Annotated in this window: 21 protein-coding genes; 10 read left to right on the top strand and 11 right to left on the bottom strand. The window is 68.2% G+C overall.

Annotated features, from left to right (window positions below; all coding sequences use genetic code 11):
- Window position 1: 1 nt before the first annotated feature.
- Genes RF701_RS09850 through RF701_RS09840 form a run of 3 tightly spaced genes read right to left on the bottom strand, consistent with a single transcriptional unit; the run spans window position 2 to window position 1,592 of the window.
- Window positions 2-559, bottom strand: coding sequence for a cytochrome c oxidase assembly protein (locus tag RF701_RS09850; protein WP_203311412.1), 558 nt, complete (start codon window positions 557-559; stop codon window positions 2-4).
- Window positions 556-690 carry a hypothetical protein gene (locus RF701_RS09845; protein ID WP_282596416.1) on the bottom strand — a complete coding sequence of 45 codons (135 nt, stop codon included), beginning with the start codon at window positions 688-690 and terminating at the stop codon, window positions 556-558. The genes RF701_RS09850 and RF701_RS09845 overlap by 4 nt, the downstream gene beginning before the upstream one ends.
- Window positions 687-1,592, bottom strand: coding sequence for a heme o synthase (locus tag RF701_RS09840; RefSeq protein ID WP_210357727.1), 906 nt, complete (start codon window positions 1,590-1,592; stop codon window positions 687-689). The genes RF701_RS09845 and RF701_RS09840 overlap by 4 nt, the downstream gene beginning before the upstream one ends.
- 150 nt (window positions 1,593-1,742) lie before the next feature.
- On the opposite strand from RF701_RS09840, the gene RF701_RS09835 reads away from it, so the two are divergent.
- On the top strand, window positions 1,743-2,636 hold the full coding sequence (locus RF701_RS09835; RefSeq protein WP_308814829.1) for an iron-containing redox enzyme family protein: 894 nt from the start codon (window positions 1,743-1,745) through the stop codon (window positions 2,634-2,636).
- Between the two features lie 28 nt (window positions 2,637-2,664).
- On the opposite strand, the gene RF701_RS09830 is transcribed toward RF701_RS09835, so the two are convergent.
- The 4 genes from RF701_RS09830 to coxB all read right to left on the bottom strand — a co-directional run bounded on the left by RF701_RS09830 (window position 2,665) and on the right by coxB (window position 8,861).
- Window positions 2,665-4,047 carry a DUF1501 domain-containing protein gene (locus RF701_RS09830; RefSeq protein ID WP_308814827.1) on the bottom strand — a complete coding sequence of 461 codons (1,383 nt, stop codon included), beginning with the start codon at window positions 4,045-4,047 and terminating at the stop codon, window positions 2,665-2,667.
- Between the two features lies 1 nt (window position 4,048).
- Window positions 4,049-5,761, bottom strand: coding sequence for a DUF1800 domain-containing protein (locus RF701_RS09825; protein WP_308814825.1), 1,713 nt, complete (start codon window positions 5,759-5,761; stop codon window positions 4,049-4,051).
- 252 nt (window positions 5,762-6,013) lie between these two features.
- Window positions 6,014-7,684, bottom strand: a complete 1,671-nt coding sequence (gene ctaD / locus RF701_RS09820; protein ID WP_203311407.1) for a cytochrome c oxidase subunit I — start codon at window positions 7,682-7,684, stop codon at window positions 6,014-6,016.
- Window position 7,685: 1 nt separating this feature from the next.
- Window positions 7,686-8,861, bottom strand: coding sequence for a cytochrome c oxidase subunit II (coxB, locus tag RF701_RS09815; RefSeq protein WP_308814823.1), 1,176 nt, complete (start codon window positions 8,859-8,861; stop codon window positions 7,686-7,688).
- A 258-nt stretch (window positions 8,862-9,119) separates the two neighbouring features.
- Here coxB and pyrE point away from each other — a divergent pair, with 258 nt between their 5' ends.
- The 6 genes from pyrE to RF701_RS09785 are packed head-to-tail and all read left to right on the top strand — an operon-like array spanning window position 9,120 to window position 14,080.
- The gene (pyrE, locus tag RF701_RS09810; protein WP_210357732.1) at window positions 9,120-9,701 is read left to right on the top strand and encodes an orotate phosphoribosyltransferase; all 582 of its coding nucleotides are present in this window, start codon (window positions 9,120-9,122) and stop codon (window positions 9,699-9,701) included.
- Complete coding sequence (locus RF701_RS09805) at window positions 9,698-10,888, top strand: serine hydrolase (protein WP_210357733.1); 1,191 nt, start codon at window positions 9,698-9,700, stop codon at window positions 10,886-10,888. The genes pyrE and RF701_RS09805 overlap by 4 nt, the downstream gene beginning before the upstream one ends.
- Complete coding sequence (locus RF701_RS09800) at window positions 10,885-11,628, top strand: pyridoxine 5'-phosphate synthase (protein ID WP_308814821.1); 744 nt, start codon at window positions 10,885-10,887, stop codon at window positions 11,626-11,628. Before RF701_RS09805 ends, RF701_RS09800 begins: the two co-directional genes overlap by 4 nt.
- A 10-nt stretch (window positions 11,629-11,638) precedes the next feature.
- Window positions 11,639-12,049, top strand: coding sequence for a holo-ACP synthase (gene acpS / locus RF701_RS09795; protein WP_308814820.1), 411 nt, complete (start codon window positions 11,639-11,641; stop codon window positions 12,047-12,049).
- Window positions 12,046-13,011: a signal peptidase I gene (lepB, locus tag RF701_RS09790; protein ID WP_308814819.1), complete on the top strand. Its 966-nt coding sequence runs from the start codon at window positions 12,046-12,048 to the stop codon at window positions 13,009-13,011. Before acpS ends, lepB begins: the two co-directional genes overlap by 4 nt.
- 10 nt (window positions 13,012-13,021) lie before the next feature.
- Window positions 13,022-14,080 carry an AI-2E family transporter gene (locus RF701_RS09785; protein ID WP_308814818.1) on the top strand — a complete coding sequence of 353 codons (1,059 nt, stop codon included), beginning with the start codon at window positions 13,022-13,024 and terminating at the stop codon, window positions 14,078-14,080.
- Here RF701_RS09785 and RF701_RS09780 read toward each other — a convergent pair.
- Window positions 14,025-15,122 carry a glycosyltransferase gene (locus tag RF701_RS09780; protein WP_210357738.1) on the bottom strand — a complete coding sequence of 366 codons (1,098 nt, stop codon included), beginning with the start codon at window positions 15,120-15,122 and terminating at the stop codon, window positions 14,025-14,027. The two genes, RF701_RS09785 and RF701_RS09780, sit on opposite strands and share 56 nt — an antisense overlap.
- 114 nt (window positions 15,123-15,236) lie before the next feature.
- Between RF701_RS09780 and RF701_RS09775 the strand changes: the two genes are divergently transcribed.
- The 3 genes from RF701_RS09775 to RF701_RS09765 are packed head-to-tail and all read left to right on the top strand — an operon-like array spanning window position 15,237 to window position 17,921.
- A complete protein-coding gene (locus RF701_RS09775; protein WP_246848045.1) occupies window positions 15,237-16,190 on the top strand; it encodes a hypothetical protein in 954 nt (317 codons plus the stop codon).
- Window positions 16,187-16,723: a DUF2141 domain-containing protein gene (locus RF701_RS09770; RefSeq protein WP_210357739.1), complete on the top strand. Its 537-nt coding sequence runs from the start codon at window positions 16,187-16,189 to the stop codon at window positions 16,721-16,723. Before RF701_RS09775 ends, RF701_RS09770 begins: the two co-directional genes overlap by 4 nt.
- Before the next feature lies 1 nt (window position 16,724).
- On the top strand, window positions 16,725-17,921 hold the full coding sequence (locus RF701_RS09765) for a glycosyltransferase (RefSeq protein ID WP_210357740.1): 1,197 nt from the start codon (window positions 16,725-16,727) through the stop codon (window positions 17,919-17,921).
- On the opposite strand, the gene RF701_RS09760 is transcribed toward RF701_RS09765, so the two are convergent.
- From RF701_RS09760 to ubiG, 3 genes are read right to left on the bottom strand one after another with little or no spacing between them, the layout of a single operon-like run.
- Window positions 17,897-18,622 (bottom strand): DUF2334 domain-containing protein, encoded by a 726-nt coding sequence (locus tag RF701_RS09760; protein WP_203311397.1) that lies wholly within the window; start codon window positions 18,620-18,622, stop codon window positions 17,897-17,899. The two genes, RF701_RS09765 and RF701_RS09760, sit on opposite strands and share 25 nt — an antisense overlap.
- Window positions 18,619-20,061, bottom strand: coding sequence for a hypothetical protein (locus RF701_RS09755; protein ID WP_308814816.1), 1,443 nt, complete (start codon window positions 20,059-20,061; stop codon window positions 18,619-18,621). The genes RF701_RS09760 and RF701_RS09755 overlap by 4 nt, the downstream gene beginning before the upstream one ends.
- Window positions 20,062-20,121: 60 nt before the next feature.
- Window positions 20,122-20,883 (bottom strand): bifunctional 2-polyprenyl-6-hydroxyphenol methylase/3-demethylubiquinol 3-O-methyltransferase UbiG, encoded by a 762-nt coding sequence (gene ubiG, locus RF701_RS09750; protein WP_210357743.1) that lies wholly within the window; start codon window positions 20,881-20,883, stop codon window positions 20,122-20,124.
- Window positions 20,884-20,909 lie beyond the last annotated feature (26 nt).

The raw sequence follows: 20,909 nt of genomic DNA, 5'->3' as shown, positions 1-20,909 counted from the left end.
CCTAGCTTGGCGTCTTGCCGGAATCTACCGGGTAAAACGTGTAGGACAGCGTGATCGTCTCGACGTCGCTGGCATCCGGGTCCTGAAGGATCTTCGGATCGACGAAGAAGATCACCGGCATGCGCGCCGTCTCGCCGGGCTTGAGCGTCTGCTGGGTGAAGCAGAAGCATTGTATCTTGGTGAAATACTTCCCCGCTTGCGAAGGCGTGACGTTGAACGTCGCGCTGCCGGTGATCGGCTTGTCGCTGGTGTTGGTGGCGAGGAAGAACGCCATGTCGCGCGCACCGATGTCGACCGTGTCCGACGGATTCTCCGGGCGGAACCGCCACGGCATGTGAGGCGCGACGTTGGTGTCGAAGTCGATGCGGATCTTGTGGTTGACCGCGCCCGGCGCCGCGAGGCCGCGCTGCGTCGTGCCGTTCAGCCCCGTCACCTGGCAGAACAATCGATAAAGCGGGACGCTGGCCCAGGCGACGCCCGTCATCAGGCAGATGCCGAGCACGGCGAACATCGCGGTGCGCAGCTGGCGGCGGGTCGTCGGATCCGCCGGCGCGCTCATACCATGCCCTGCCGGATCTTGGTCAGCGCGATCGCGAAGACGAGGATCACGAACGCCCCCAGCAACAAGGCCATGACGAGCGCGCGCGACTTCTGCCGCCGGCGGATCAGATCCTGGTCGTCGGGGGTCATGCCATCACCCAGCGGTCGACGACCAGCGCGCCGAACACCACGAAAAGATACAGGATCGAATAGCTGAACAAGCGCTTCTCCGGCTTCATGCGATCGTCCGCCTGCGTATGCCGCGTCGCGACGCGCAGCGCCAGCAGCGCGAAGACCAGCGTCGTCACGGTGGCGACGATGCCATAGATCGCGCCGGTCAGACCCAGCGGCCAGGGCGCGATCGCCGCCAGCGCCATGGGGATGGTGTACAGCCCGATCTGGTGGCGCGTGACGCGCTCGCCCGCGACGACGGGCAGCATCGGGACGCCGGCATTGGCATAATCCGTCTTCACGAACAGCGCGAGCGCCCAGAAGTGCGGCGGCGTCCACAGGAAGACGAGGCCGAACAGCAGCACGGGCAGCAACGCCACGTCGCCCGTCGCCGCCGCCCAGCCGATCAGCGGCGGAAACGCGCCCGCCGCGCCGCCGATGACGATGTTCTGCGGCGTCCGCCGCTTCAGCCAGACGGTGTAGACGAGGACGTAGAACAGGATCGATACGGTCAGGATCGCCGCGGCGGCGAGGTTGACCGCAAATCCCATCAGGATGACCGAGAAGGCGGCCAGACCGACGCCGAAATGCAGTGCCGACTGCCGGTCCATGCGGCCCGCGGGCAGGGGGCGCTGCTGCGTGCGTCGCATCGCGGCGTCGAGGTCGGCCTCATACCATTGGTTGAGAGCGCCCGCCGCGCCGGCGCCGAGCGCGATGCACAGGATGGCGGTGAAGCCCAGCACGGGATGAATGGGCACGGGCGCCGCGAGCATGCCGCACAGGCCGGTGAAGACGACGAGCGTCATCACCCTCGGCTTGGTCAGCGCCAGGAAATCGCGCCAGTCGGCGGGGATCAGGAGAGGCGTCTCGGCCGTCGTCATGGCAGCGGCTATACGCATCCAGGGGAGGTGGGGGAAGGGCGCTGCCGCCCGCGGCTCACGAACGTGCTGATCGAGGTCAACGGCGCCGAGTCGCGCTGGAACGATCGCGAAAACAACGGGTTGCCCGGGTCGATACGGGAGAGATCACTTATGGCAACGCGGATCGCGGACGCGCCCTCACGAGGCTCGCAATTCCTCACGGACAGCTTCCAGCGTGGTCTCGCGCATTGGAACCGCGAACGGCTGGAACCGGGCTTTCCCGATGCCGACTGGCAGCGGACGCTCGATCGCGACGTGCGGATGCAGCGGCTCGAAGGCGGTTTCCTCGAGGAGCTGCGCGAGGAGGTGGCGGACGAAGCCGCCGCCGCGCCGATTGACGTGGACGGCTTCATCGCCTGGTTCGAGGCGCTGAAGGCCAACGGGCCCGGTCAGCACGACCCCCTGTTCCCCTGGCTCGCCAACCATGCCGATCTCCACCAGCTCCGCTGGTTCTTCGAACAGGAAGCGGCGGGCGAGGCCGGTTTCGACGACCTCGTCGCGATGACGCAGGTCAAATTGCCGAAGCTTCCCAAGCTGGAGCTGGCGCGGAATTATTGGGACGAGATGGGCCGGGGTCAGGCCGCCGGCATGCATGGCCCGATGCTGAACGCGCTCGTCGAGACGCTGGAGGTCCATCCGGTCATCGAGAACACGCTGTGGCAAAGCCTGTGCCTGGCCAATGCGATGACGGCGATGGCGACCAGCCGCCGCTACGCATGGCAGTCGGTCGGCGCGCTCGGCGTCATCGAGCTGACTGCGCCGGATCGTTCGGCCGCAACGGCGAAGGGCCTCAAGCGGCTCGGCTTCTCAACGAAGGAGCGCCGATATTTCGACCTGCACGCGGTGCTAGACGTCAAGCATTCGGAGGACTGGAACCGCGAGGCGATCCGCCCCGCGGTTGAGGAGGATCCGCGTCGCGCGACCGCGATGGCCGAGGGCGCGCTGATCCGCCTCAAGTGCGGCGAGCGCTGCTTCGCAGCCTATCGCGCTGTGCTCATGCAGTGATTCGAGCGGGCTCCCGCCTGCTCCAGCCTTATACGAAGCCCAGGTTCCAGCTCGACGCGTTGTAATTGCCCATGTTGGGCAACACCGTCGACAGGTCGCCATTGGCGATGCCAAACCAGCTCGCCAGCGTCGCGGCATATTGGTCGACGGCGATCGACGGCAGCAGCCTGCCCTGGCCGACGTCGTCCGCGGTGCCGTTCCCGATCGCGGGCGGCGTGCCGTAGAAGCGCTGGCCCTTCACGGCGCCGCCCATGACGAAATGGTGGCTGCCCCAGCCGTGGTCGGAACCGTCGTCGTTCGATTGAAGCGTCCGGCCGAAGTCGGAGGCGGTGAAGCTGGTCACCTTGTCGGCGACGCCGAGCGCCACGGTGGTGTCGTAGAAGGCGCGCATCGCATCGGCGACCTTGCCGATCAGCCCCGGATGCTGGGCGACGAGATTGTCGTGCAGGTCGAAACCCCCGATGGAGACGAAGAATACCTGCCGCTTTGCGCCCAGTTCGGACGAGACGGAGATCATCCGGGCCACCATCTTGAGTTGATCGGCAAGGCTGTTGCCGCTCGGGAACAGCGAAAAGCCGCTGGCCGGCGCATTGGCCAGCGCGCCGGCGACCTGCGTGTAGGTGTCGAGCGCCCGTTTCGCCACGCGGGCATGTTCGCTCGCGAACATGTTGGCGTTGCTGCCCGTCATCAGGCTGCGCAGCGTCGCCGCCGCGGTGGTCGACCCGTACAGGCTGGACGCATTGTTGATCAGCGCGACCGGGCCGCCGGTGCCGACCGAATATTGCACCGCCGATTTGCCGGTCAGATAGACCGCGTTGCCGCTGGTGTTGATGCAGGTCAGCGTCGAGGCGCCGTTGCCGCTCTGGAACAGATCGCCCATCCGGCCGCCCCAGCCCGACGTCGCCCCTTCCGGATTGGACGCCTGGAAATAGCTTTGCTGGTCGTTGTGGCTGAACAGCTTCGGCGGCAGCCTGACGCTGTTCGCCTGATATTGCGCCTTGGTCGTCGGTTGGACGAGCGTGCCGACGTTGAGGACCACCGCCAGCTTGCCCTGATTGAACAGCGGCATCAGCGATCCCATCGTCGGCGCGAGCGCATATTGGCGCCCCCCCGCCAGGTCCGCCGCGGGCGACAGCACGGTATTGGCCAGCGAATCGCGGGTCAGCGCGATATTGGCGCGCGCGGCGAGATACTGGTTGTAGCTGGCCTGGTCGTAGGGCGGCAAAGTGTTGGCGTAATCGTTGCCGCCGTAGAGAAAGATGCAGACCAGCGCCTTGTAATCGGTCGCGGTCGCCGCCGCGGCTTCGCCGATCGCGGCGAGGCTGGTGACGAAGGGCGTGGCGACCCCGGCGAGGCCGAGCGCGGCGCCGCGCTTCAGAAAGGCGCGGCGGCTTTGGCAATCATGATCCATGTCAGCGCACCGTGATGAATTCGGGGGAGGCGAGGGTCAGCAGGATCGCGACGTTCACGCGGTTCTGCGCGGCATTGGTGGCGGTGGTCGCGATACTGTCGACCGCGGCACGGATCGCGGTGACGGTCGTGCCGCTCAGCTGGCCGGCGGCCAGGACCAGATTGACCTCGTCGACCAAAGCGGCGCTGTCCGACGCCTTGGTCAGGATCGCCGTATAGTCCGCCTTCACGTCGCCGGTGCCGTTGGCGACCAGTCCCTGCATATAATTGACGTAGGCGACGACGCTCTGTTCGTTGGTGATCTGGAATTCGGGCGCGACCAGGCCCGCGCTGGCGATCGCGGTCGCCGGCGGCGCGTAGCCGGGCCTGAAGAAATTGAAGACGGTCTGGCTGCGGCCCATCGACTGGGCCAGCCGGCTGGACATGTTCGACGTATCGCCGATTGCCCAGGCATTGGAGGGCGAGGCGACGCCGAATGCCCGTGCCCAGGCGGTGAGGCGCATGACCGGCTCGCGCAATTTGCCGGCGGTCGCGCTGGTCAGTGCCGCATCGCTGCGGGCTTCGGTATCGAGCAGGATCGCCTTGATCACCGCCTTCATGTCGCCGCGCACGCCCGATCCGTTGTCGGCGAACGTGGCGGCGACCCGGCCGACATAGGCCGGCGACGGGTTGCTGGTGACGAGCCGCTGGATCAGCTGCCTCGATACGAACGGCGCGATGTTGGGATGGGCGAAGATCGTGTCCAGCGCGGTCTTGACCGCCGCCATGCCGCCGCCGCTGACGCTGGTGCCGAGGAAGCTCGCGCTGCCGGTTTCGTTGATCGCGGCGTTCATCACCAGTGGCTGGCGATACCGATCAGGTGTCGTGGAAACGGAGCTGGCGAGGCTGAGGCCGGTGAAGACACGGGCGAGACCGGTGACGTCGGCCTGCGTATAGGTTTCGAGCGGCGTTCCGGATGCGCCGGTCTTGACGCTGCCGTCCATGTTGAGCTGGTACAGGCCCAGCGTGAACAGCTGCATCAGCTCGCGTGCGTAATTCTCGTCCGGCTGCGCGCCCGTCGCCGGATTCGCCTTGCGGTTGGCGAGGAAGGTGAGGAACGAGCCCATCGCCGCATTGCTCGTGATCGCATCCATCAACGTGCGATAGTTGCCGAACGCATTGTCGAGCAGAACGTCGACATAGGCGGCGGTGGCGAACTGTTTCCAGTTGAGGTTCACGCCGCCGATGCCGACGACCAGCATGTCGAGCAGCGCCATGCCGACGCGCTGGCGCAGTTGGTCCGGCTCCGCGATCAGCTGGCGCCACATCGTCGCGTCGAAGCCGGCCTCGCTGTTGATGTTCGCGGCGACGTTATAGCCGTTGGCGACCAGCCAGTCCCAGTGCGACGTCGCACGCGGCATCGCGAACTGATCGTCGATCCAGCCTTCGAACCGTCGGCTGACGACCGTGTCGATCATGCTGCGCGTGGCGCCCATCGTCGCCTGCACCAGGAAGCGGCTTGCCTGCGCTGTGGTGATCGCCGCGGGCGCCACGACGACGGGGGCACTCGGCGCCGTCGCGCTGGTGCCGCCGTCGCTGCCGCCGCATGCCGCCAGCAGCGTGGCGGCGCCGATCACGGTCGCAGTCTTCGCCGACAAGGCGGTCGCTCCCGCCGCTGCCGTTACACCCGCCTCCTCGACGGGCGTCGATCCGCCCGCGCCATCCGCGTCCAACATGTCGTCTCTGGTCCCCACCCCGCGCGCCGGCGACCCTCCCGCCGGCGCACCCGAGATACGCCAGACCCTAGCCGTGCAGACGTTAACGAAGAAGGTGAACGACTTACCGCTCGCCGCAAAAAGGGCCGGGCTGGTCGTAGGCGTAACGAAAAACGCCCCGGCAGTGGTGCCGGGGCGTCTTCGAGCAGGCCGGAAATGGTTGACGATCGGAAGGGGCGGGGCGTCGCTATCTGCCCCGTGCCTTCCGATCCGTCAGTCGATCTTCGGCAGGGTTTCGAACTGGTGATACGGCGGGGGAGAGGACAACGTCCATTCCAGCGTCGTCGCGCCTTCGCCCCAGGGATTGTCCGGCGCCTTCGGTCCCGCGATCAGCGAATAGATCACGTTGACGAAGAAGATCGCCATGCCCGCGGCCATGATCTCATAGCCGTGGCTCGCCAGCGCGTTCCAGGTCGCATAGGCGTCCGGATAGTCCGGATAGCGGCGCGGCATGCCCTGCAGGCCCAGGAAGTGCATCGGGAAGAACAGCAGGTTCACGCCGATGAAGAACACCCAGAAATGCAGCTGGCCGAGGAACTCGTTGTACATCTTCCCGAACATCTTCGGGAACCAGTAATAGAAGCCGGCGAACAGGCCGAACACCGCACCCAGCGACAGCACGTAGTGGAAGTGGGCGACGACGTAATAGGTGTCCTGCATATAGTCGTCGATGCCGCCGTTGGCGAGCACGACGCCGGTCACGCCGCCGACGGTGAACATGAAGATGAAGCCGATCGCCCAGACCATCGGCGTCTTGAACGACAGCGAGCCGCCCCACATCGTGGCGATCCAGCTGAAGATCTTGATGCCGGTCGGCACCGCGATCACCATGGTGGCGGCGGTGAAGTACATCTTCACGTTCACCGACAGGCCGGTGACGAACATGTGGTGCGCCCAGACGACGAAGCCGACCACGCCGATCGCGACCATGGCATAGGCCATGCCGAGATAGCCGAAGACGGGCTTGCGGCTGAACGTGGCGATGATCTGGCTGACGATGCCGAAGCCCGGCAGGATCATGATGTACACTTCGGGGTGGCCGAAGAACCAGAAGAGGTGCTGGTACAGGATCGGGTCGCCGCCGCCGGCCGGGTCGAAGAAGGTCGTGCCGAAATTGCGGTCGGTCAGCAGCATGGTGATCGCCGCGGCCAGCACCGGCAGCGCGAGCAGCAGCAGGAAGGCGGTGACCAGCACCGACCAGACGAACAGCGGCATCTTGTGCAGCGTCATGCCCGGCGCGCGCATGTTGAAGATGGTGGTGATGAAGTTGATCGCGCCGAGGATCGACGAGGCGCCGGCAAGGTGGAGCGACAGGATCGCCATGTCGACGCTGGGGCCCGGTTCGCCATAGGTCGACAGCGGGGCGTACACCGTCCAGCCGGTGCCTGCACCGCCGAAGAAGGGCGAGGCGAGCAGCAGCGAGAAGGCCGGGATGAGCAGCCAGAAGCTGACGTTGTTCATCCGCGGGAAGGCCATGTCGGGCGCCCCGATCATGATCGGCACGAACCAGTTGCCGAAGCCGCCGATCATCGCCGGCATGACCATGAAGAAGACCATGATCAGGCCGTGCGCGGTGATCAGCACGTTCCACAGGTGGAGCGCGTGGTCGAGTCCGCCGTCGCCGCCGGGCAGCCAGTTCGCCCAGCCGACCAGATATTGGATGCCGGGCTTGGCGAGTTCGGCGCGCATCAGGCCGGAAATCGCGCCGCCGATGATCCCCGCGACGATCGCGAAGATCAGGTACAGCGTGCCGATGTCCTTGTGGTTCGTCGACATGAACCAGCGGGCGAAGAAGCCGGGCTTATGGTCGGCATCGTGGTGCGCATGATCGTCGTGGGCGACGAAATGCGCGCCGTGGGGGGCGTGGAGTGCGGTATCTGTCATCTTACTGTCCCGCGTTGCCGACCGCCCCGTTGGCGGTCGCACCTTGCGATGAAGTGGGAGCGGCGGCGGTCGTGTTCTCGACCGGGCCGGTGGCGGCGTCGGCGGCCTTGGCCTCCGCCTGCTTGGCGGCGGAGCCGTCGGCGCCCGGCTGCGGGATCACCTTGTCGGACGGCGCCTTGCCGCCCGGCATCGTGCCGCCTTTCGCCTTGACCCAGGCCGCGAACTGCGCCGGGGGCACGGCCTCGACCGCGATCGGCATGAAGGCGTGGCGCGCGCCGCACAGTTCCGAGCATTGGCCGAAATAAAGGCCGGGTTGCTTGATCGTGAAGCTCGTCTCGTTGAGGCGGCCGGGCACCGCGTCCAGCTTGATCCAGAAGGCGGGAACCGCCCAGCTATGGATCACGTCCTGCGACGTGGTGATCAGCCGGATCGGCACGCCGACCGGCAGGACGATGCGGTTGTCGGCGGCGAGCAGGCGCGGGCCGTCAGCGTCGGTGCGGTAGCGGGCGCCCGGCGCCAGCGTGGGATCACCCTTTTCCTTCAGCATGTTGGCGGTGATCTCAAAGCCGCCGTTGTCCGGATATTGGTAGCTCCAATACCATTGGTTGCCGATCGCCTTCAGCGTCACCGCGCCGGCGGGTGCCGGCTTGAACTGCGCCTGGAGCAGCCCGATCGACGGAATGGCGATCAGCACCAGGATGACGACCGGGGCGAGCGTCCAGATCACCTCGATGAAGGTGTTGTGGCTGGTCTTCGACGGCACCGGATTCGCCGCACGGCGATAGCGGATCACCACCCAGACGAGCAGCAGCAGCACGAAGATCGAGATCACCGAGATCAGCGGCAGCAGGATGCTGTCGTGCATCCAGTGCGCGAACTGGCCGTTCGTCGTCACCTGGGGCTGCAGGCCGATGCGGCCGTCGATGGGATGGCCGACGTCGGGCGCCGCGGTCATCGCGGGGGCGCCGTCCATCGCCAGCGTCGGCGAGGCGGGCGCGGCGGGCGGCGTGGCGTTTGCCGTCGTCGGCGCGATGTTCGAAACCTTGCCGGGACCGGCCGCGGCCTGCGGGGCCGGGGCCGTCTGCGCCGTGGCACCCGCCTGCGGCGCCGCCGCTCCTGCCGGGACCGTTCCGAGACCGGCCAGCGCCAGCCCGGCGGCCACGGCCATCCCCCTCATCCTGTTGCGCATCTGTGTCGTCACCCCGTTCAGTGCCCTCGTCCTAAGCGGCCTTCGGAGCCGCTGGTGCCCGTCGTCCGGTCGGCCCTCGGCCGTTTGCGGCACGCCTTTCGCGCCCCTTTTGCCACGGCCTATACGCGGCGGCTAGGCCCGCCTCAAGCGCCGCCGTCGAAAAGCACGCGTCGGCCCGCTTGGCGCGCGGCCGGCGCGGTCCTATGGACGCGCGCGACGGCTCGCCCGCCGCTATAAGGAAAGCCGATGACCGACGACGACGTCCTCGCCGAATTCCGTGCCGCCGATGCGTTGCTGGAGGGGCATTTCATCCTTTCGTCCGGTTTGCGCTCGTCGCGCTATCTCCAGTGCGCGCGCGTGCTGATGGACCCGCGCCGCGGCGCGCGGCTGAGCGAGGCGCTCGCCGCGCGCATCCCCGCGGACCTGCGCGACCGGATCACCGCAGTCGTCTCGCCGGCCATGGGCGGGGTCATCGCGGGCCATGAAATGGCGCGCGCGCTCGGCGTCCCGGCGATGTTCGTCGAGCGGCCGACGGGCACGTTCGAGCTGCGCCGCGGCTTCCGCCTCGACGAGGGGCAGGCGGTGCTGATGATGGAGGACGTCGTGACGACCGGCCTGTCGAGCCGCGAAGCGATCAAGGCGATCGAGGCGGCTGGCGGCCGCGTGATCGCGGGCGCCGCTCTGGTAGACCGGTCGAACGGCCAGGCCGACATCGGCGTGCCCTTCTTCCCGCTGATCCGGCTGGACGTGCCGACCTATGAGCCCGACGCGCTGCCGCCCGAACTGGCGGCGATCCCCGCGATCAAGCCGGGGAGCCGGGCGGCATGACGCTGCGGGCGGCCCTGACGCTCCTGGCCGCTGCCGTCCCTGCGGGGCAGGCCGCGCCCGCCGTCCAGCAACCACCCGTCGCGCCGCAGGCACCCGTCGCGCCGCAAGCGCCGATGGCGATCCGGTGGGTCGACCGGCTGCCGGAAACCGACAACGACAGGGCCGGCACGCGCTTCGCCGCCGTCGAGGCGCGCCACGGCTTCCGTGGGGAATATGTCATCGCCCGCGGCCCGAACAGCTGGGACGTGGACACGATCGTCCGTGCCGGCCCCTTGAAGCGCCTGCGTACCGACGCGGACATCCGCGCGGCGGGCGCTCCCGTGGTGTGGCGCTGGGCCTCCGTCACCAAGCAGATCGTCGCGACCCTGATCATGCAGGAGGTCGACGCCGGCCGGATAAACCTGGACACATCCGTCGCCACCTATCTGCCCCGTTTCGCCAGTGCGAACGCCGCGCGGGTCACGGTCCGGCAGCTGCTCCGGCATCAGTCCGGCCTGCCGAATCCCGAAGACACCGCCCCGTCTCCCGATGCGGTGCCCGCATATGACCGCCCCGACTATACCGGCAGCCGCGATCCCCTCACCGGTTATTGCGCGGGACCGGTGAAGGAGGCGGCGGGCGGCAATTGGTCGTACAACAACTGCGACTATGTCGTCGCGGGCGCGCTGCTGGAAGCGGTGACCGGCAAGCGCTGGCAGACCCTGGTGGACGAACGACTGGCACGGCCGCTCGGCCTGAAATCGCTCGGCGCCTTTCCGACCAAGCGCGCGACGGTGCAGGGATCGGTGAGTGGCCGTCCCGACAGCGACTATGATCTTGCCGCCTTTGGTGCCGCCGCCGGGCTGTTCGGTACCGCCCAGGACCTGCTCGCCTTCGACCGGGCCCTGCTCGGCGGCAAGCTGATGTCGGCGCGGGCGCGTGCCGAGATGTGGGACGGCCAGGCGAAGCTCGGCTGGATCGCTTTGGGGCAATGGGTCTTTCCCGCATCGCTCAAGGGCTGTGACGCGCCGGTCCGCATCGTCGAGCGGCGGGGACAGATCGGCGGGGTGCAGGTCCGCAACATCATGATTCCGGAGAAGGATGTGGTCGTGATAGCGTTCGTCGACCGGGCCGAATTCGAGTTCGGCGAAATCTGGCAGGGCAAGGGGTTCAGTTTCGACATGCTATCCGCGGCGGCCTGTTCATGACGCGCGACCCGCGGCCCGATCCTCTACGGCTGGGCGTCAACATCGATCACGTCGCGACCGTGCGCAACGCGCGCGGTAGCGGTTATCCCGACCCGGTTCGCGCCGCGCTGCTCGCGGCAGAGGCCGGCGCGGACGGGATCACCGCACACCTGCGCGAGGATCGCCGCCATATCACCGACGCGGATATCGCGCGGCTGGCGGCCGAACTGACGATCCCGCTCAACCTCGAGATGGCGGCGACCGACGAGATGCTGGGCATCGCGCTGCGCCATCGCCCCCACGCGGCGTGCATCGTGCCGGAAAAGCGCGAGGAGCGGACCACCGAGGGTGGCTTGGACGCGGCGGGACAGTTCCATCATCTGGCGCCGATGGTCACCGCGCTGGCCGAGGCGGGCGTGCGGGTCTCGCTGTTCATCGAGCCGGACGCCGCGCAGATCGATGCCGCGATCCGGCTCGGCGCGCCGGTCGTCGAGCTGCACACCGGGCGCTACGCGGAACTGGATGGCGAAACGCGCAGCGAGGAACTGCGTCGCCTGTCCGACGCCGCGGCGCTCGCGGCGAAGAACGGGATCGAGGTGCACGCGGGCCATGGCCTGACCTATGACAATGTCGGGCCGATCGCGGCGATCCCCCAGGTGCGCGAGCTCAACATCGGTCATTTCCTGATCGGCGAGGCGCTGTTCGTCGGGCTCGACGCGGCGGTCCGCCGCATGCGCGCCGAGATGGATGCGGCGCGGTGAGGATGGCGGCGTGATCGTCGGTCTCGGCTCCGACCTGTGCAACATCGAGCGGATCCAGGCATCGCTCGACCGGTTCGGCGCGCGGTTCGAGCAGCGCGTGTTCACCGAGCAGGAGCTGGCCCGCGCGGCGCGACGGCCGTTCACCCGAGCCGGTACGCTCGCCAAGCGCTTTGCCGCCAAGGAGGCGTTTTCGAAGGCGGTCGGCACCGGTTTCAAGGCAGGCGTGTTCATGAAGGACATCGGCGTCGTGAACGCCCTTTCCGGCGCGCCGACGCTGGCGCTGACGGGCGGTGCGAAGGAACGCCTTGACGCGATGGTCCCCGAGGGCCACGTCGCCCGCATTCACTTGACCCTGACCGACGATCATCCCTGGGCGCAGGCCTTCGTGGTGATCGAGGCGATCCCCGACCCCAAGGCATGAAGGAAGCGGTGTTGGACACCAGCGAAACGGCCGAGCGCAATGCCCCGACCCCGGCCCCGGTCGCAGCGACGACCGACACGCCCCCCGCGAAGAAGGGCACGGACTGGTGGGGGGAGATCAAGGGCATCTTCTGGCTGGTGCTGATCGTGCTCGGCTTCCACAGCTTCATCGCCAAGCCGTTCTACATCCCGTCCGAATCGATGCTGCCCGGACTGCGGATCGGTGATCGTCTGGTCGTGTCGAAATTCGCGTACGGATGGTCGTTCGTCTCGCCGACGATTCCCGATCCCGTCGCGATCTTCGAATCGGTTGTACTCCGCAAGCCGGTCGAAAGCTGGAGCGTTGGCCTGCCCTTCATCCATGGGCGCCTGTTCGGCCGGCTGCCGACGCGCGGCGACGTCGTCATCGTCACGCCGCCGGGGACGCACAACGACTATATCAAGCGCGTCATCGGCCTGCCCGGCGACACGCTGGCGGTACGCGGCGGCACGGTGATCCTGAACGGCAAACCCGTCGCCCGCGGCCCCCTCCACTATGTCGACCTGCCCGTCGACACCAACAGCCCGTGCAGCGAAACCGATTATTTCGGCGCGAAGCGTCCCGCCCCGGGCGGCGGCTACGTCTGTCACCTGCCGATCGTCACGGAAACCCTGCCCAACGGTCGCCGCTACGACACCGTCGACCTTGAGCCCGACAGCCCCGGCGACAATTACGGGCCGATCACGATCCCCGCTGATCACGTCTTCCTGATGGGCGACAATCGCGACCGTTCGGCGGACAGTCGCTTCGCGCTGAGCCAGCTCGGACTCGGCGGACCGGTGCCCTACGAGAACCTTGGCGGCCGTGCGGAGTTCATCACGTTCAGCCTCGACGGCGACGCGACGTTCAACCCGCTGACCTGGTGGGGTTCGATCCGTTCGCATCGGGCGGGAATTTCGCTGCATCCGCAGCAGACGCAATAAGGGGATACCGATGGCCACGGATACGCCGCTCGTGCAGGAGCCAAGCCCTAACGAGCTGCGCGATCCGTTCGTCCGGCAGGAGCTGAAGCGCGCCAGCGTCTGGTTCGGCATGGCCGGCGCGATCGCGCTCACCGTGCTGCTGATCCAGCCTTTGCTCATCATCCTCGCGGGCATCGTCTTCGCGGCGCTGCTCGACGGCGGCGTCCGTCTGCTCGGCAAGGTGCTGCCGATCGGGCGCGGATGGCGGCTGCTGATTGTCGTGCTGCTCGTCGTCGCCTTTCTGCTCGGCACCTTCTACCTCACCGGCGTGCAGGTCACTGAACAGGTGACGCAGCTGCGCTCGACACTGGAGGCACAGGCCAATCGCTTCACCGGCTTCCTCAGCAAGCAGGGGCTGATGCCCGGCGCGTCGGACCTGAACGGCATCGCCAAGCAGGCGCTCGGGTCCGTCGGGCGCGTCACCTCCTGGGTCGGCACGGCGATCGGCGCCATCACCAGCCTGTTCATGATGCTGGTCTTGGGCCTGTTCCTGGCGATCGAACCCGGCGTCTACGAACGCGGGCTGCAGTGGCTGGTGCCGACCGACGCCCGCCCCGAATTCGCGCGCACCATCCGTCGCATGGGCGTGACCCTGCGCAAGCTGCTCGCCGGCCGGCTCGTCGGCATGGCGTTCGAGGGCGTGTTCACCGGCATCGCGCTCGCCATCGGCGGTGTGCCGATGGCGATGCTGCTCGGCATCATTGCCGGCATCCTCGCCTTCATCCCCAATATCGGCGCCATCATCACCGGCGTCCTGATGGTCGCGGTCGGCTTCAGTGCAGGAACGCACACCGGCATCTGGGCGCTGGTCACCTATCTCGTCGTCCAGACGATCGACGGTTATGTCGTCGTGCCGATGGTCGCGCGCCGCACGGTCGACCTGCCGCCCGCGCTGACGCTGGGCACGCAGATCATGGCGAGCGCGCTGTTCGGCATCCTCGGGCTGGCGCTTGCCGATCCGATGACCGCGATGGTCAAGACTGCGCTGGAGCGTAGCGCCGAGCGCGAAGGCGAACAGGCGGGCGAATAAGCGAGTCGAACAGCCGCAGATAGCGCGCGGCGGAGTCGCTGCCCGGTTGCGGCACGGGGTCGGGGCGCGGCGCCGCAAGCCAGTGCGACAGGGCGGCGGCAAGGGCATCCGCGTCGTCGCGCGCGACGATGCTGCCGAGCCGCCGATCGCCGACGATCTCCGCCACCGCCGGGCTCGAATCGGTCGTGACGACGGGCGTCCCGACCGACAGCGCCTCGCGGAGCACCCCGGGCACGCCCTCATAGTCCGACGGCAAGGCCAGCATCGATGCGCGCGCCATCGCGGGCAGCGGGTCCGCGGCATGGCCGAGCAGGCGGACGCGCCCGGTCAGGCCGAGCTCCGCGACCTGCCGCTCCAGCGTCGCGCGCAGCTCGCCCTCGCCCAGGATCGCGAGATGGACGTCGCGCGGCAGCGCAGGCAGCGCGGCGATCAGGCGATCCCATCGTTTCTGCGGCACGAGCCGGCCGACGCCGAGCACGAAGCGTCCGTCGGGCAGGGGCGGCATCGGCGCGTCGGCGACCGGCGGGGCCGGCGGATTGGGAATCACGCTGGTGCGGTCGTGCATCCGGGTCAGCCGCCCCGCTTCCGCCGCCGTGGCGGGCGTCATCGCGACGAGATGGTCGAGAAACCAGCCGTGCTGCGTCAGCCAGGCGCGGTGGCCGAGATCCAGGATGGCGCCGTGGTCGCCACGCGCGGCGGCGTTCGACATCTTGCCGACGATCGGCGGACAGTCGGCCCCCAGCCTCAGCTTCGTCCAGGCGGCGATGGCCGTATAGAAGTTGCCGGCGCAGAAGATGACGTCCGGCCGTGTCTCGCGCACGATGGCGGGCAGGCGGAATTGCGCCATGTAGGCGGCAGACCCGAGCGATACGACCTCCAGCCCGTGCGGCATTTCGGCCGCCAGCGGTCCGTCGGTGTTTCCGACAACGAAGGTGACGCGGCGTCCTTCGGCTAGCCAGCTTCGCGCGAGACGCAATTGCGCACGCTCGACGCCGCCGCCGGAAAGGTCACAGGCATAGGTGAGGATGTGGTGGGCGATCATCGGTGGTGCCGCCCTCCTGCCACAGCTTGGCCACATACGAAAGTTACGGCGATTTCATGTGCGCCCCACATGCGATACAGCTAAGGGCGCCCCAACACAAAGCGGACCAACGGGTTGCAGATCGACCAGCGTACAGACCGGCCATCCGAGCGTCCCGACGCCGATCCCGCCCCCGGCGCCCCCATTCCCGGCCTGGAGCCGCTTGCCACGATCAAGAGCCGCTGGCCGACCATCATCGGCGGGCTGCTGACGCTGGCGATGCTCGGCGGCCTGGCGCATGAGCTGCTGAGTTCGGGCCTCAAGGGTCTGGAACAGTCGGTGCCGCGCAATCCGCTGTTCTACGGTGCGTTCGCCGCGCTCTATTTCATCCCGCCGCTCGCCGATTTCCTGATCTTCCGCCGTCTCTGGGGCATTCCGGCCGCGGGGCTGATCGCGCTGATCAAGAAGCGGATCGCGAACGACGTGGTCATGGGCTATTCGGGCGAGGCGTATTTCTACGCCTGGGCACGGGCGCGGGCGCATCTCGTTGCAGCGCCGTTCGGCGCGGTCAAGGACGTGTCGATCCTGTCGGCGATCGCGGGCAATGCGGTGACGCTGGCGATGATCGCGATGGCGCTGCCGGTCGGACGCGCGCTGATCCCGCCGGAGATGATGCGCTACGTCTATGGTTCGCTCGTCGTCATCTTCGGTACGTCGCTGCCGTTCCTGATCTTCTCGAAGCGCGTCTTTTCGCTTTCCCGACGTGACCTCTGGTTCGTGTTCATCGTCCATTGCGGGCGGCTGATCGGCGGCGCCCTGTTCCTCGCGATCGCCTGGGCACTGGCGATGCCGACCGTGTCGGTAGGTACGTGGATCTTCCTGTCCGCCGGGCGGATGCTGTTCTCACGATTGCCGCTTTTGCCCAACAAGGACCTGCTTTTTGCCAATTTTGCGATCCTGATGATCGGGCAGGATCAGCAATTGTCCGAACTGATCGCGTTCACCGCCGCTGCAGTGCTGCTGGTCCATGCGGTGCTGATCGTAGGGTTCGCGGTCGAATCACTGGTGATGAGGAAACGGCAGGCATGAAGACGGCAGGATTGGCCTCTTGCGCGGCGCTGGCCGCGGCCATGACGGTGCTGGCGCCCGTGCAGGCGTCGGCGCAGGTGATCGGCATGGATGCGGCCGCCTGCACCAGCCGCGAGGGACCGGCCATCCTGGCTAACATCACGGGTCTGAAGGATCGCAAGGGCCGGCTGAAGCTGGAACTCTACCCGGCGAACGAGGACGATTTCCTGAAGGACGACCGCGATTTGGTCGCGCAGGGCAAGACCTTCCGCCGCGTCTGGGTCGAAACGCCGCCGTCGGGTGCCGTCGACATCTGCATCCGCGTGCCGCATCCCGGCCGCTATGCGCTGTTCGCGACCCACGACCGCGACGGCAAGAACAAGTTCAACTTCTTCCAGGACGGCGCCGGTTTTCCCGGCGGCGCGCGGCTCGGCATGTCGCGGCCCAAGTTGCCGCAGGCGCTGATCGAGGTTGGCAACGGCGTGGCGACCACCAATATCCGCATGCAATATTTGCGGGGCCTGGGCGGGTTCGGGCCGATCAAGGGCGACTGATATGCGGATCGTCGACGTCAACGAGATATATTCACCGACCGGCGGCGGCGTGCGGACGTATATCGACCGCAAGATCAGCGTGCTCGCGGGCATGGGGCACGAGCTGATCGTGCTCGCCCCCGGCAAGGAGGATCGGATCGAGCATCGTCCCGGCGGCGGCGCGATCCACTATATCAAGTCTCGGGGCATGCCGTTCGATTCGAACTACGGCCTGTTCTGGGATCCGGCGCCGATCCACGCGCGGCTCGACGCGCTCGACCCCGATGTCATCGAGAATTGCTCGCCGTGGCGTTCAGCCTGGATCGTACTCAACTGGAAGGGGCGGGCGATCCGGTCCTTCTTCATGCACAACGACAATCTCGAAGCCTATGCCAAGCGCTGGTTCAACCGGCTGGCGTCGGAGGGGCGGATCGAGCGCGCGTTCTCCTGGTATGACCGCTACCTCCAGCGCTTCCTGCGCGAATTCGATACCGTCGTCACGAACGGCCCGGCGCTGACGCGGCAGCTGACCGCGCGCGGCGTGCGCGTCGACACGACCGTGCCGCTGGGTATCGAGCGGACGCCCTTCTCGCCCGCCCTGCGCGACGAGCAGCTGCGCGCCGCGTTGCTCGCGCAATGCGACCTGCCGCCCGACGCGCACCTGCTGCTCGGGGTCGGCCGGCATCATCCGGAAAAGCGCTGGCCGATGGTGATCGACGCGGTGCAGCGCGCGGGCGCGCGCGTGCCGGTCGGCCTCGTCATCCTGGGGCAGGGCATGGATACCAAGACGCTGGAACGCCACATCGGCAGCAGCCCGCACATCCGCCTGTTCCATCCGGTCTACGACCGTGCGCGCCTGGCGAAGATCATGGCGAGCTGCGATGCCTATGTGCACGGTTGCGGCACCGAGACGTTCGGGCTGGTGCCGGCGGAGGCGCTCGCCTGTGGTGCGCCGTTGATCCTGCCCGACAGCGGCGGCGCGGCGGAACTTGCCAACCCGCTGTATACCGAAAGCTTCCGGGAACGTGACGCGGTGTCCTGCGCCGACGCCATCCTGCGCATGTGCGCGCGCGATCCGGCGATCGTCCGCCGCGCCGCCGCCGTCGCGTCGGGCAAGGTGCGCACCGACGAGGCGCATGCCGCCGAACTCGTCGCGCATTACGAAGCGGTGATCGCCGCGAAGGCGGGCCAGGATCAGGCGGCGAGAAGGTCCGCATAACGCGCCGGCGCGTGGCGGCGAAAGGCGGCGAAGGTCCGCGTGATGCTGTCGAGCAGTGCGGGAACGCGTACGTCGCCCGGATGCACCGCGATCCGCACGGTCGAGAGCGGTTGGAGCAGCGGGCGCAACACCGCCGCGGCGGCGAGCGACGACAGCTGGCGCGGCCGGGAGCGGCTGGCCCAGGTGATCACCGGCCCCTTGGCGAGCGCGCGTCCGTCAGCGGGCACCCAGACGCGCGCGTGATCCTCCGCCAGCGCGAAGCCGGCGTCGGCGAGCGCCGTCTTCGCGCCGTCCGAATAGAGCCAGGCTGGGGCGATGAAGCCGGCCGCCGGGCGGCCGATGATGTCCTCGACCAATGCCTTGCCGCGGCGCATCCGGTCGAGCGCGTCGGCATGGCTGAGGCCAAGGAACTCGCCCTCGCCCGCGGTCATGTGCTTGCCCTTGAGCGCGGCGACCTTGCCCTGGTGCGGCGTGTCGTCGCGATGGAACCAGCCGTGGACGAACATCTCCACGCCCTCGTCCGCCCAGCCGCGCAGCCGCTGCGCGAACGCCGGGGTGATCGGCGCGCCGCCCCAGTGATCGGGCACGACCAGCATCGCCAGACGCCGTCCGACATGCGGGGCCAGGTGATCGAGCAGCCGGTCGACCTCGCCCTCGAACCGGGGCGAGACGTCGTGGATCGAGGCGAGCAGGCGTTTCATCGCGCGCGCTTATAGACGCGGATCGTCTCGTTGCCCATCGGCAGCGCGGCGGTCTGCCGATAGTCCGGCGCGAGCGCCGCCGTGACAAAGGCGTGGGCGGCGGGGCGCTCGCCGCCATAGGGTGGGCGCATCACGACCACCGCCGGATGCTGCGCCAGGATGCGCGCGATTTCGGCCTGCTGGTCGACGCCGGTGGCGCCCGCCTCGCGTGCGCGACCGAGATGGGCGGGGACGATGTACTTCGACAGCGCGCACCGCCCGGTGGCGACGTAGAGCATGGTGCTGCCCGAATAGACGTAGAGACAGCCCGGCCCATCGCCTACCGCCTGCGCCAGCGCCGCGAACTGCCGCGCTTCGCCACGCTCCGCGCGTAGCGCGACGAGGACGATCTGTCCGGCCAGCGCCGCGGTGAGCAGCAGCGCGGGCGTCCGCCATCGCTGCCAGGCGGCGCTGCCCAGCATGCCCGCCGCCGCGGCGCAGGCGGGGAGCAGGATCGGCAGGCTGTAATGATCGAACCACGGCCGGAAGGCGAGCACGCTGAGGCACGCCACGCCCAGCCACCACGCGAGGAATCGCCGCGTCCGGTCGTGGTGGCGGTCGGCCGCGCGCGGCGCACGGCGAAGGGCGAGGATCGCCAGCGCCACCAGCGGAGAGGTGATGAGGACGATCTGTCCCAGATTGCCCGCCAGCTCCTTCAGCGGGTCGGGGTTGCGGTGGAAGATCGACAGGAAATTGGCATAGGCGAACGCGTCCCACTGCCCGATCGCGGCATAGGCGACGCCGGCGGCGACCGTCGGCAGCACGGCCAGCGCGACCAGCGCGGCGCCATGGCCGACAAGCGCCATCGGGCGGCGCGTCGCATGCCATTCGTCGGCGAGCAGCCACAGGCCCAAGAACATGCCCTCCAGCAGCACCGAATATTTGATCTGCAGCGCGATGCCGATCAGCGTCATCGCGATCGCGCCCCGTACGCGCCGATGGGGCGATGCCGCCGCGCCGAGGATCAGCAGCGCGGCGGCGGCGACGAGCGGGTTGTAGAAGACGGGCGACTGGCCACCCTGTCCGCCGAGAAGGTCGAGCCAGAGGATATAGGCGATGCCGCCCGCCGTCGCGCCGCGCGCGAATCCCGCGCGGGTCGCGAGCCGGGCGACCTGCATCGCGGCCCAGATCGTCGCGCCGAGCGCGAGCAGCTGATAGGCCCAGATGCCGGACGGAAAGCCCAGTCCGGCCGGCACCGCGTAGAGCAGGAAAAGCCCGATCGGCTTCCTGTCCCACACGTCGACGAACGGCAGCTGGCCGTGCCACAGCGCGCTGCCGGTGAAATAATAGAATTCCTCGTCGACATGGACGACCGGATTGCCGAACGTCAGCGCGCGTGCCGCCAGGGCGACGAGGACGAGGATCGCGAGCCGGGCGCGCGGATGGGTCAGGGCCGCCATGGCCGGGTCGGTAGCGGCACGCCCACCGCTTGCCAAATACAGATCGATGTCCGGATGTTGCTAGGCGTGCCGCGCGGTGAGCAGGTAATCGAGCGCGGTCGAGCTCGACAGGTCGAACCCCTTGGCGGGGGAGAAGGACAGGCCGGTGACGTCCGTCACCTCGAGCCCGGCGTCGCGCAGCAAAGCGGTCAGTTCGTCGGGCGTGAGGAACTTGTTCCAGTCGTGCGTCCCGCGCGGAATGCGGCCCGTGCCCTCCGCGAGGCCGATGAGGGCGAGGCGCGACAGCGGCGTGCGGTTCGGCGTCGACATGACGAGCAGGCCGTCGTCGGCCAGCGCCGCCGCCAGGCCGCGGACGAAGCCGGCGGGATCGGCGACATGTTCCACCACCTCGAGACACGAAACGAGATCATAGCGCCCCGTCTCCGCCTCGATGCCATGCGCGCGATAGGTCACGGCAAGGCCGGATTGGGCGGCATGGGCCTGGGCTACCGCGACATTCTCCGCGGCGGCGTCGAGCCCGGTCACGGTCGCGCCGAGACGGGCGAGCGGTTCGGCGAGAAGGCCGGCGCCGCAGCCGACGTCGAGCGCCGTCTTGCCGGCAAGCGGGGCGAAGCTGGTGTCGTCGCCATCCCAGTGCAGGTCGATCGCCGCTCGGATGTAGCGCAGGCGAACCGGGTTGAGCCTGTGCAGCATCGCCGACGAGCCCTTGGGATCCCACCATTCGGCGGCCATGCGGCCGAAATGCGCGGCCTCGCGCGGGTCGATCGTGGTGATCGCGGTAGCCCTGTCGATGCCGTCGTTCGTGCTGCTTGCGCTTGCCATGGGCGCTACCTATCAGGGCGCACCCA

Source organism: Sphingomonas sp. GV3, from assembly GCF_031082075.1.
Classification (GTDB): Bacteria; Pseudomonadota; Alphaproteobacteria; order Sphingomonadales; family Sphingomonadaceae; genus Sphingomonas; species Sphingomonas beigongshangi.
This window is presented reverse-complemented; position numbering and strand designations above follow the sequence as displayed.